The organism is Streptomyces purpureus (genome assembly GCF_014648195.1).
GTDB lineage: Bacteria > Actinomycetota > Actinomycetes > Streptomycetales > Streptomycetaceae > Streptomyces > Streptomyces purpureus.
Genome location: NZ_BMQQ01000008.1, coordinates 118,008 through 128,725 on the forward strand (window position 1 = coordinate 118,008; position 10,718 = coordinate 128,725).

Consider the following 10,718-nt stretch of genomic DNA (forward strand, 5'->3'; position numbering starts at 1 on the left):
GGCCGCGTCCAGCTTGGCCTTCACGGAGTCGATCGACGCCTTGTAGCCGGCGCGGCCGTGGGCGCGGTTGCCGCCGTTGGCGGAGGCGATGGACTGGAAGTCGTTGAGGTGCGCCTTGACGTTGGCGAGCGGGATGTCGGGCGCGGCGGCGGTGGTCGCCGCGGCCGTGGTGGCCGCCGGGGCGGCCGGTGCTGCGGTGGCGGCGGGGGCGGCCGTGACTATCAGCCCGGTGAGGGCGAGCGCCGCTATGGCCGCGGTGCGTCTCGGAACGGAGAGAGTCATGTGGGGGCTCCGGAATTCCGTACGGGGATGGGACGGAACGTGCGAGACGCCCCACGACGGCGGTGTCGCGGGGCGTTGGAGCTGTGCGTGTGCAGTGCGCGGTGTGCGTGCTGAATGTTCAGGGAGAGTTTGACTCACCGTCAAGGGCGGAAACCGGTCAGGCAAGTCCGTTTACCGGACGTTCAGGCGAAGGCCCCGGTAGCGGGGTGCTACCGGGGCCTTCGCCTGGTCCGAGGAAGAACGCGGACGGACTTCACATGGCGCAATCGGCCGGTTCAGTACGGCGACCGAGGAACGGCTCGGCGGTGTCCGCATGACGGACGATGACCGAATCCGTCCTCAGGCCGTGGCCAGCGCCGCCTCCGCCGCCTCGCGCTCGTCGTACCGCGCACGCGCCGCCGCGATCTCGTTCTGGTGGACCTCGGTCCAGGTCACCAGCGAGCGGATCGTCGTGTGCAGCGTGCCGCCGAGCGGGGTGAGTTCGTACTCCACCCGCGGCGGCACCACCGGGTGCACCGTCCGCTTCACCAGCCCGTCGCGCTCCAGCTGACGCAGCGTCACCGTCAGCATCCGCTGGCTGATGCCGTCGATCTCCCGGCGCAGCTCCGTGAAGCGCAGACGGCGGTGGTCGAGCAACGCGATGACCAGCAAGGACCACTTGTCCGCCACCCGGTCGAGGATCTGGCGGACCTCACAGTCCTCCCGGGTGTCCCACTGGAAGGGGTCGGTGTCGCCGTAGAGGCCGTCCCCGTAGGTGCCTTCGCAGTGACTCGGTTCCTTCAAAGTGCCTTCTTCCATGCCTCCCGATGGTGCCGCAGGATTCAGGTGGTTACAAGAGAGAACCGACCCGCGGTCGAGTAACCCTCCTTTCCCGTACGCCCTTTCACGGAGACACCCATGCCCAAGAACCCGACCCTGTCCGCACGCGCCTGGGCCCTCCTCCTCGTCCTCTGCGGCACGATCTTCCTGGAGGGCATCGACGTGGCCATGCTCGCCGTGGCCGTGCCCTCGATCAGATCCGACCTGGGGTTGTCGACCGGGACGGCGGCCTGGGTGATGAGCGCGTACGTCCTCGGCTACGCCGGCTTCACCCTCCTCGGCGGCCGCGCGGCCGACCTCCTCGGCCGCCGCAGGATGTTCCTGACCTGGCTCACCGTCTTCATGCTCTTCTCCGGTCTCGGCGGCTTCGCCACCGAGGGCTGGATGCTGATCACGGCCCGGTTCGTCACCGGTGTGGCGGCCGCCTTCATGACCCCGGCCGCGATGTCGATCATCACGACCTCGTACGCGGAGGGGCCGGAGCGCAACAAGGCCCTGCTGGTCTTCGCCGGCACGGCCGCGGGCGGCTTCTCGCTCGGCCTGGTCATCGGCGGGCTGCTCACCGCACTCGGCTGGCGCTGGGTCTTCTTCGCGCCGGTGATCTTCGCGGGCGCCGTCCTGCTGGCCGCGTTCAAGCTGCTCCCGGCCGAGGGCCGGCCCGCCCGTGCCACGGGCGGCTTCGACCTGGCCGGCGCGGTGGTCGCGGCGGGCGCGATGCTCCTGCTCGCCTTCGGCATCGTACGGCTCGAACACGGCCTGGACTCCTGGGAGCTGACGGCCGCCGCATTTGCCGCGGGGCTGCTGCTCACCGGCCTCTTCGTCGCCGTGGAGCGGCGCGCGAAGAACCCGCTCGTGCGCCTCGGCTTCCTGCGCAAGGCCGCGACCGTCCGCGCCGACCTCGGCATGATGCTCTTCGTCGGCGCCTTCTTCGGCTTCCAGTTCGTCGTCACGCTCTACCTGCAGGAGCTGCGCGGCTGGTCGTCCTTCGAAACGGCGCTCGCGCTGATCGTGATGGGCGTGGACGCGGTCCTCGCCCCCACCCTCACCCCGCGCCTGGTCAACCGTTTCGGCAACGCCAAGGTCGCCTTCGGCGGCTTCGTCCTCGCGGCCGTCACCTACGTCGTGTTCCTGCAGATCGGCTCGGACTGGACGTACGCGGCGATGTTCCCGCTGCTGCTGCTCAACGGCGTGGCCTTCGCCGTCGTGTACGGCCCCCTCACCATCGCCGCGACCGACGGCGTGGACGAGGAGGAACAGGGCCTGGCCAGCGGCCTGCTCACCACCGCCACCCAGTTCGGCTCGGCGGTCGGTATCTCGGCCGTCACCGCGGTCTACGGCCTGAGCGCGACCTCCGACCCGATGGACGCCTTCCGCGCGGCCCTGGCGGTCCCGGTGGCCATGATCCTCCTCGGCGGCCTCCTCACGGCCACGGGCCTGCGCACCCGGCCCGTCCGCCACATGGAGGCGGAGAGCCCTTCCGCGGAGCCGGTCCGGGAACGCCAGACGGTGTAGCGCGCCGGCCGCACGGCCCGGGACGGGTGAACGGCAACGGCTCCGGCGGACGTCACGTCCGCCGGAGCCGTCGACCGCGTTCCGGTGTGCCAGATCTCCGGGACGGGGCCTAGCGGGCCTCGACCTCCGGTGCCTGGGCCTCCGTCTGGGCCTCCGCCCGTGGCTTCACCGCGTCCACCGTCGCCGCCTCGGCGGCCAGGCGGGCCGCCTCCGTGCGGCCGCGGCGGGCCGTGCGGAGGGCGTCCCAGGTCAGGAGGGTGAGGGCGAGCCAGACCAGGGAGAAGCCGGCCCAGCGTTCGGCCGGCATCGCCTCGTGGAAGTAGACGACGCCGAGGAGGAACTGGAAGACTGGGGCCAGGTACTGGAGCAGGCCGAGCGTGGACAGCGGGACCCGGATCGCCGCCGCGCCGAAGCAGACCAGGGGCGCGGCCGTGACCAGGCCGGTCGCGGCGAGCAGGGCCGCGTGGCCGGCGCCCTCGGCACCGAAGGTGGCCGAGCTCTGGGTGCCGAGCCACAGCAGGTAGCCGAGCGCCGGCAGGAACTGGATCGCGGTCTCCGCGGCCAGCGACTCCAGACCGCCGATGTTGACCTTCTTCTTCACCAGGCCGTACGTGGCGAAGGTCAGGGCCAGCGTCAGCGAGATCCACGGCGGCTGCCCGTACCCCACGGCGAGCACCAGCACGGCCGCGAAGCCGATGCCGACGGCGGCCCACTGGGCCGGCCGCAGCCGCTCCTTCAGCAGGACGACGCCCATCGCGATCGTGACCAGCGGGTTGATGAAGTAGCCGAGCGACGCCTCGACGACCCGGCCGGTGTTCACGGCCCAGATGTAGACGCCCCAGTTGACCGTGATCACGGCCGCGGCGAGGGCTATCAGGCCCAGCTTGGCGGGGCTGCGCAGCAGCTCCCGCACCCAGCCCCAGCGGCGCAGCACGAGCAGCGCGAGGCCGACGACGGCGAGGGACCAGACCATCCGGTGGGCGAGGATCTCGACGGCCCCGGCGGGCTTGAGAAGGGGCCAGAAGAGCGGGACCAGGCCCCACATGCCGTAGGCACCGATCCCGTACAGCAACCCTGCCCGGGTCTCTCCTTGTGTCTTCACCGAACCTCCTGCCCTGTGCCACGCGCCTGTCCTGTCGAAGGTAGCGCCGCACAGGGAGGGCTGTCATGTCCGTACCGCAATACGGTCATGACCGGGGCCACCGGTCGGAAGGCCGGCGGCATCCCGGTCGCGGGCCTCGGTCAGGCGGTCCGCAGCGCCGCCTCGATCGTCTCCGCGACCGGCGTCGTCGGGCGGCCGATCAACCGGGCCAGGTCGCCGCTGCGCCGGGCCAGCGCCCCACGGCGTACGGCCGCGTCCACGTCGACCAGGATCTCCGCGAAGGCCTCGGGCACGCCCGCGCCGGTGAGCACCGACAGATGGGTCTCGGCCGGTACGTCCTGGTAGGCGATCTCCTTGCCGGACAGCCGCGCGACCTCGGCCGCGTACTCGGCGAACGACCAGGCGGTGTCGCCGCTCAGCTCGTAGACCTGGTGGAGGTGGCCCTCGCCGGTCAGCGCGGCCGCCGCGGCGGCCGCGTAGTCGGCGCGCGGCGCGGAGGCGACCCGGCCCTCGCCCGCGCTGGCGACCACGGCGCCGTGCTGGAGGACCGGAGCGAGGTGCTCGGTGTAGTTCTCGGTGTACCAGCCGTTGCGCAGGAAGGTGTACGGCAGGCCGGACTCCAGGATCAGCCTCTCGGTCTCCTTGTGCTCGTCGGCGAGGCGGAAGTCGGCCTCCGGGCCGCCGAGGATGCCGGTGTACGCGAGCTGGGCGACGCCCGCCGCCGTCGCCGCGGCGATCACGGCGGCGTGCTGCGCCACCCGCTGCCCCACCTCGCTGCCGGAGATCAGCAGGACCCGGTCGCCGGCTTCGAAGGCGTCGGCCAGCGTCTCGGGCCGGCTGTAGTCGGCGACGCGCAGCTCGACCCCGCGACCGGCGAGGTCGGCGGCCTTCTCCTTGTTCCGGACGACGGCGGCGACGCGGTGGGCGGGGACGGTGGCGAGCAGCTCGTCGATGACGAGGCGGCCAAGCTGTCCGGTGGCTCCGGTGACGACGATGCTCATGGTGAGGGTGCTCCCGTTCGGTTCGTTTCCCTGGCGTGCCACTGACCGTACGTTGGGCGCTAACCTTCCGAAAGTACCCACTTTGAAGTAAGGTACTGACATGGGAGTAAGGGAAGTCGTGAACGGCAAGCCGGACGTCAACGAGCCGATGTGCCCCTCCCGGCTCGTCCTGGAGCACGTCACCAGCCGCTGGGGCGTCCTCGTCCTGGCCGCCCTCATGGAGCGCTCGTACCGCTTCAGCGAGCTGCGCCGCACGATCGGCGGCGTCAGCGAGAAGATGCTCGCCCAGACCCTTCAGACCCTGGAGCGCGACGGCTTCGTCCACCGCGAGGCCCAGCCCGTCATCCCGCCCCGCGTCGACTACTGGCTCACCGGCCTCGGCAAGGAGGCCGCCGAACAGGTCTGGGCCCTGGCCCGCTGGACCGAGCGCCGGGTCCCCGCCGTGCAGGCCGCCCGCGCCGACTACGACCGGGCCCGCGAGGGAACCGTCACCAATTGATCCCAATGCCCCCGTAATCAGGGCTCGTTGACCCTCCGGCGCGTACGATCTGCTCACCACTCGGGGAGAGTGCGTAGCGTCCGTGGGGGGCCTGTGACGTACGGATACGGAAGAGTGCTGCGTTCCTGCTGCGCCTTACTGGCGGGCGGACTGATCCTCACCGGCTGTTCCGGCTCCGAGCCGGGCGGCAACGACAATGCCCGGCCGAAGAGTTCGCCCGCGCCGAGCGCCTCCGCCCGGCCGAGCGCGAGCCCGACCGCGAATCCCACGCCGACCCGGCTGGACTTCACCCCCGACCCCGCCCGCGCGCCCCGCACCGAGGCCGACGCCCGGCGGCTCGCCCTCGCCGTCGTCGCCGGCCCCGACTCCTGGGGCCCCGACTACGTGGCACGCCGCCCGCACCACAGCGCACCCGGCTACTGGCCCGTCCTGAGCGCACAGTGCACCTGGGAGACCGGCACCCGCCCCGCGACCGTGCTCCACAGCGTCACCGCCTACAGCGAGATCCCCGCCGCGGCCGGCAAGGGCCCGCTGCAAGTCTCGGCCACCGTCACCGTGCACCGCACCGAGACCGACGCCGACTGGGAGATGGCCCAGACGCTGGAGGAGGCGCTGCGCTGCCCCGACCAGCGACTGCGCGAAGGCGAGCGCATCAGCGGCCTCATCTCGCTCGGCAACCCCTTCGGCGTCGGCGGCAACTTCACCGCCGCCGACTCGCTCGGCGAAGGCGGCAAGTACCACAACGACGCCTTCGGCGGCCCCCAGAAATACGCCTGGTACCAGTCCCGGGTCTCCCAGGTCACCGTCGCCGTCGTCGCCAAGGGAGCCCCCGGGCACGTCGACAAGGACATCGACCACGCCCAGGTCCAGGCGCTGGTCACCATGGTCGATCGGGCCGAGAGCCAGCTGGAGGCCCAGTCATGAGCCCTGCCGCCCCGCCCCCGCCGCCGGACCGCGAACCCGACGCGCCCCCGCCCGAGCCCCCTCCCGGGGCCACCCCGCCCGAGCGCGACCCCGACGCGACCCGGCCCGGTCCCACCCCCGGCGCCACCCCGCTCCCGCGCGACCCCGGCGCCACCCCGTCCCCACCCCCGCTCCCGCCCGAGCGTGAGCGCGAGCCCGGTGCCGTCCAGCCGCTGCTCGCCTCCGACCCCTCCGTGATCGCCGGCTACCGGCTCCTCGGACGGCTCGGCGCGGGCGGCATGGGCGTGGTCTACCTCGGCCGTACCGACAGCGGTGAACTCGCCGCGGTGAAGGTCACCCACGCCGACCAGGCCGACCAGCCCGACTTCCGCACCCGCTTCCGGCGCGAGGTCGAGGCCGCCCGCCGGGTCTCCAGCCCCTGGGCCGTCCCCGTCACCGGCGCCGACCCGGACGCCCCCGAGCCCTGGCTGGCCACCGCCTTCGTCCCCGGCCCCTCGCTCGGCGAGGCCGTACGCGCCCACGGCCCGCTGCCCGCCCGCAGCGTACGGATCCTCGGCGGGGCGATCGCCCGAGCCCTGGCCGCCGTACATGCCGCGGGACTCGTCCACCGCGACGTGAAACCCGGCAACGTCCTGCTCGCCGTCGACGGCCCGCGCCTGATCGACTTCGGGATCGCCCGGACCGCCGAGGAGACCGCGCTCACCGCCACCGACATGGTCGTCGGCACCCCCGGCTTCCTCGCCCCCGAACAGGCCGAGGCCCGCGCCGACGAGATCGGCCCGGCCAGCGACGTCTTCGCGCTCGGCTGCCTGCTGGCCTTCGCGGCGACCGGCCGCCCGCCTTTCGGCTCGGGCTCCGTCGACGCCCTGCTGTACCGGACCGTCCACGACGAACCCGACCTGGCCGGCGTCCCCGACGGACTCCTCGACCCGCTGCGGGCCTGCCTCGCCAAAAGCCCCGCCGACCGGCCGACCGCCGAACAGGTCACCGCCCTCCTCACCGAGGACACCCCCGGCACCGCCGCCGACTGGCTGCCCGCACCCGTCGTCCGGACCATCGCCGAACGCTCCACCCGGATGCTCGCCCTGCCCGACATCGAGCCCACGCACGGCGGCACAAGCGTCCAGAATCCGGCCGGCAGACGGAAGTTCCTCCTGGCCACCGGGTCGGTGGCGCTCGCTGCCGCCGCGGGCGTGGGCATCTGGACCGCCCTGACGGACGACGGCGGTACGAAGGCCGCCCCGCCGCCGAAGAAGCGGCGCTGGATCATCGGCGTCCAGGCCGACCTGACCGGGCCCGCCAAGGAACTCGGCATCGCCCAGGAACACGGCGCCCGCCTCGCCGTCGACCACTTCAACGCCCGCGCCGACAAGCCCTTCACCCTCGAACTGAAAGTCTCCGACGACGCCGGCGACCGGTACCGCGCGGCCGCGGCCGCCCGCCGTCTCACCACCGACCCCGACGTCCTCGGCGTGCTCGGCTCCACCTCCGACTACACCTCGCAGGAGGCGCTCCCCGTCTACGACGAGGCCCGTGTCCCGCTGATCACGGTCTCCGCCGGCCTCAACCTGCTCACCGTGAACGACAAGACCCAGGGCCGGACCATCCTGCGGGCCTGCCCGCCGCACCCCTTCGCGGGCATGTGCCTGGCCTACTACGTCCAGGCCAAGACCCGCAGCCGCCGGCCGGGCATCCTCCAGGAACGCACCGACGACACCTACGCCTGGCAGTACATCGGCGGCGCCAACTTCGCCTTCCGCCAAGGGAAGATCGCACCGTACCCCCGGGTGGTCCCCGCGGGCCTCACCGACTACAGGTCCGTGCTCGCCCGGATGACCGCCGACGGCATCGACGCCTACGTCCACTGCGGCCTCACCCCCAGCGCCGTCCTCGCCGCCCGCGCCCTGAAGGAACTCGGCTTCACCGGCATGAAGGTGGCCGGCCAGCACGTCTTCGGACCGAGGTTCCTCAAGGAGGCCGGCGACGCGGCCGAGGGCTGGATCCTCGGCGCACCCGTCGTCGACCCCACGACCAGGAAGGAAGCCGCGGCTTTCGTCGCCGCGCACCGCGCCAAGTACGGCACCGGCCCCGCCTACTACGCGGGTGAGGCCTACGACGTCGTCAACCTCCTGATCCAGGAGGTGGTGAAGAAGGCCAAGGGCGGCGAACGCCCCGACCGCACCACACTCACCCCCGTCCTGCGCAAGGTGAGGTACGAGGGCGCCATGGGCGGCTACGTCTTCAACCACGAGACCGGCGACCCGGACGCCGTGGGCACGTTCATGTACGTCGTCGAGGGCGGCCGCTACAAGCCGCTCGAATTCGCCCCCGCAGGACCACCCGCCACCCGGGGGACGTGACGCGTGCAGCTCCTGCGTACGGCCGATCCGACGGCGATCGCCGGATTCCGGCTCCTCGGCCGGCTCGGCGCGGGCGGCATGGGCGTCGTCTACCTCGCCCGCTCCGGCGGCGGCGCCCTCGCCGCCCTCAAGCTCATCCGCGCCGAACACGCCGCCGACCCCGGCTTCCGGGCCCGCTTCCGCCGCGAGGCGCGCATCGCCGAACAGATCCGCGGCCGCTGGGTGGTGCGGGTCATCGGCGCCGACCCGGACGCCCGGGAGCCCTGGCTGGCCACCGAGTTCGTCCCCGGCCCCTCGCTGGCCGAGGCGGTCGGGCTGTACGGCGCGCTGCCCGAGGAGGCCGTCCGCGCCCTGGGCGCACGGCTCGCCGAGGCACTGGCCGCCCTGCACGAGGCCGGACTCGTGCACCGGGACGTCAAACCCGGCAACGTCCTGCTCGCCCTGGACGGGCCGCGCCTGATCGACTTCGGGATCGCCCGGGCCGCCGGGGCGACCGCCCTGACCGCCACCGACGCGGTGATCGGCTCGCCCGGCTACCTCTCCCCGGAGCAGGCCCGCGCCGCGGGGGCGGGCGAGGTCGGCCCGCCGAGCGACGTCTTCTCGCTCGGCTGCGTCCTCGCCCACGCGGCCACGGGACGACGGCCCTTCGGTACGGGCACGGTCGCCGCGATCGTGTACCGCACCGTCCACGAGGAGGCCGACCTCGACGGCGTACCGCGGCCGCTGCTCGGCCTGGTCCGGGCCTGCCTCGCCAAGGATCCGGCGGCCCGCCCCACCGCCCATGAGGTCCGCGCCTCCCTCGGCGCCGTCCCCGGCCGGCCCGAGGGGCCCGCCGGGGACTGGCTGCCGCCCGCCGTCTCCGCGCTGATCGCCCAGCGCTCCGCCCGCGTCCTCGACCTGCCGGTCTCGGAGCCGACCCTGATCGTCGACCCCGACGACCCCGGTGCGGGCGGTCGGGCGCCCTCACGGCGGCGGCTGCTGGTGCTGGGCTCGGCGGCCGCGGTCGTCGCCGCCGGAGGCGTCACCGCGTGGCTGGTGAACCGCACGCCGGCCGGTGCCGGCCCGGGCGGCGGAGGTGGCCCGCGCTCCACGTACGCCATCGGTGTCCAGACCGACCTGAGCGGACCGGGCCGGGCGGACGGTACGGCACAGGAACGCGGCGCCCGGCTCGCGGTCGAGACCTTCAACTCCCGCCAGGACCGGCCTTTCGACCTGGCGCTGAAGGTCCGCGACGACGGCGGCGACCCCGGACGGGCCCTCGCGGCGGCCCGCGCCTTCGCCGGGGACCGCACGGTCCTGGCGGTCCTCGGGCCGGTCACGGCCCGGACGGTCGTCGCCACCGCCGCCGAGTACCACAAGAACCTGCTTGTCCTGATGAACCTCGTGGCGGGCGTCAGCCAGATCGACATCGACGGGCAGACCGACGGCCCCACCTACTTCGAGCTACGGCCCGGCCACGACATGCTCACGGTCCCGCTCGTCTACTACCTGACCAAGAAGAAGATCCGGCGGACCGCGATCGTCGAGGACAGGGCGGGCGGCACGTACAGCTGGCGGATCGCGAAGACCATGAAGACCGCGCCGCCGTCCGAGGGCACGATCACCTCCCATCCGGTCGCCGCCGACACCGAGGACTTCGCCCCGGCAGTCCGCGCCGCGCTCGCCGCCGCCCCGGGCGCGGTGGTGTACGCGGGCGACTCCCCGCGCCGGGCCGCGCTGTGCGCCAAGGCCCTGCGGGCGCAGGGGTTCACCGGGCTGTGCGGGGCCGTCGAGTACGTCCTGGGGCCGGAGTTCACGGCGGTGGCGGGGCCGGCCGCCGAGGGTTGGCTCTTCGGCACGACCTACACGGATCCGGCGGTGCTCGCGCCGGCCAGGCAGTTCACCGCCGCGTACCGGACCCGCTGGCGGCTGCCGGCGACGGCCGGGATCGAGCGGTTCGCGCTGGAGGCGTACGACGCCGTGCTCTACGCGGCCGAGGGGATGCGGCTGCTGACCGCCGACGGTCTGGTGGCCGACCGGGGCGCCCTGCGCCGCAGGCTGCGCACCATGACGTACCAGGGTCTGGCGAAGACGATCGCCTTCCACGGCACCAACAGCATGCTGTTCCAGCACGAGCCGGCGCTGTTCATGCACCGGATCCAGCGGGGCGCGCCCCGGTTCCTGGGGCAGTACAAGGCGGCGGCGGAGAAGAAGTGAGGGCCCGCCGGGCGGCGCGCCCG

8 protein-coding genes and 1 pseudogene are annotated in these 10,718 nt (G+C 73.3%); 5 read left to right on the top strand and 4 right to left on the bottom strand.

The window, feature by feature from the left end:
* Positions 1-282: pseudogene (locus IEZ01_RS34870) on the bottom strand (Leupeptin-inactivating enzyme 1); the annotation flags it as partial.
* 339 nt (positions 283-621) lie between these two features.
* Positions 622-1,080: a winged helix-turn-helix transcriptional regulator gene (locus tag IEZ01_RS13000; protein ID WP_189201774.1), complete on the bottom strand. Its 459-nt coding sequence runs from the start codon at positions 1,078-1,080 to the stop codon at positions 622-624.
* 99 nt (positions 1,081-1,179) lie between these two features.
* Here IEZ01_RS13000 and IEZ01_RS13005 point away from each other — a divergent pair, with 99 nt between their 5' ends.
* On the top strand, positions 1,180-2,613 hold the full coding sequence (locus IEZ01_RS13005) for an MFS transporter (protein ID WP_189201775.1): 1,434 nt from the start codon (positions 1,180-1,182) through the stop codon (positions 2,611-2,613).
* 109 nt (positions 2,614-2,722) lie between these two features.
* On the opposite strand, the gene rarD is transcribed toward IEZ01_RS13005, so the two are convergent.
* Both rarD and IEZ01_RS13015 read right to left on the bottom strand, forming a co-directional pair.
* Complete coding sequence (gene rarD / locus IEZ01_RS13010) at positions 2,723-3,658, bottom strand: EamA family transporter RarD (RefSeq protein ID WP_373287608.1); 936 nt, start codon at positions 3,656-3,658, stop codon at positions 2,723-2,725.
* Between the two features lie 197 nt (positions 3,659-3,855).
* Entirely contained in the window at positions 3,856-4,716 is an 861-nt protein-coding gene (locus IEZ01_RS13015) for an SDR family oxidoreductase (protein WP_189201777.1), read from the bottom strand.
* A 100-nt stretch (positions 4,717-4,816) separates the two neighbouring features.
* Here IEZ01_RS13015 and IEZ01_RS13020 point away from each other — a divergent pair, with 100 nt between their 5' ends.
* The 4 genes from IEZ01_RS13020 (at position 4,817) to IEZ01_RS13035 (ending at position 10,695) form a co-directional block, all read left to right on the top strand.
* Positions 4,817-5,215 carry a winged helix-turn-helix transcriptional regulator gene (locus tag IEZ01_RS13020; RefSeq protein WP_189201779.1) on the top strand — a complete coding sequence of 133 codons (399 nt, stop codon included), beginning with the start codon at positions 4,817-4,819 and terminating at the stop codon, positions 5,213-5,215.
* Between the two features lie 114 nt (positions 5,216-5,329).
* Positions 5,330-6,139, top strand: a complete 810-nt coding sequence (locus tag IEZ01_RS13025; protein WP_019888654.1) for a hypothetical protein — start codon at positions 5,330-5,332, stop codon at positions 6,137-6,139.
* Entirely contained in the window at positions 6,136-8,499 is a 2,364-nt protein-coding gene (locus tag IEZ01_RS13030; RefSeq protein ID WP_189201781.1) for a bifunctional serine/threonine-protein kinase/ABC transporter substrate-binding protein, read from the top strand. Before IEZ01_RS13025 ends, IEZ01_RS13030 begins: the two co-directional genes overlap by 4 nt.
* A gap of 3 nt (positions 8,500-8,502) precedes the next feature.
* Positions 8,503-10,695: a bifunctional serine/threonine-protein kinase/ABC transporter substrate-binding protein gene (locus IEZ01_RS13035; RefSeq protein ID WP_189201783.1), complete on the top strand. Its 2,193-nt coding sequence runs from the start codon at positions 8,503-8,505 to the stop codon at positions 10,693-10,695.
* Positions 10,696-10,718: the final 23 nt, after the last annotated feature.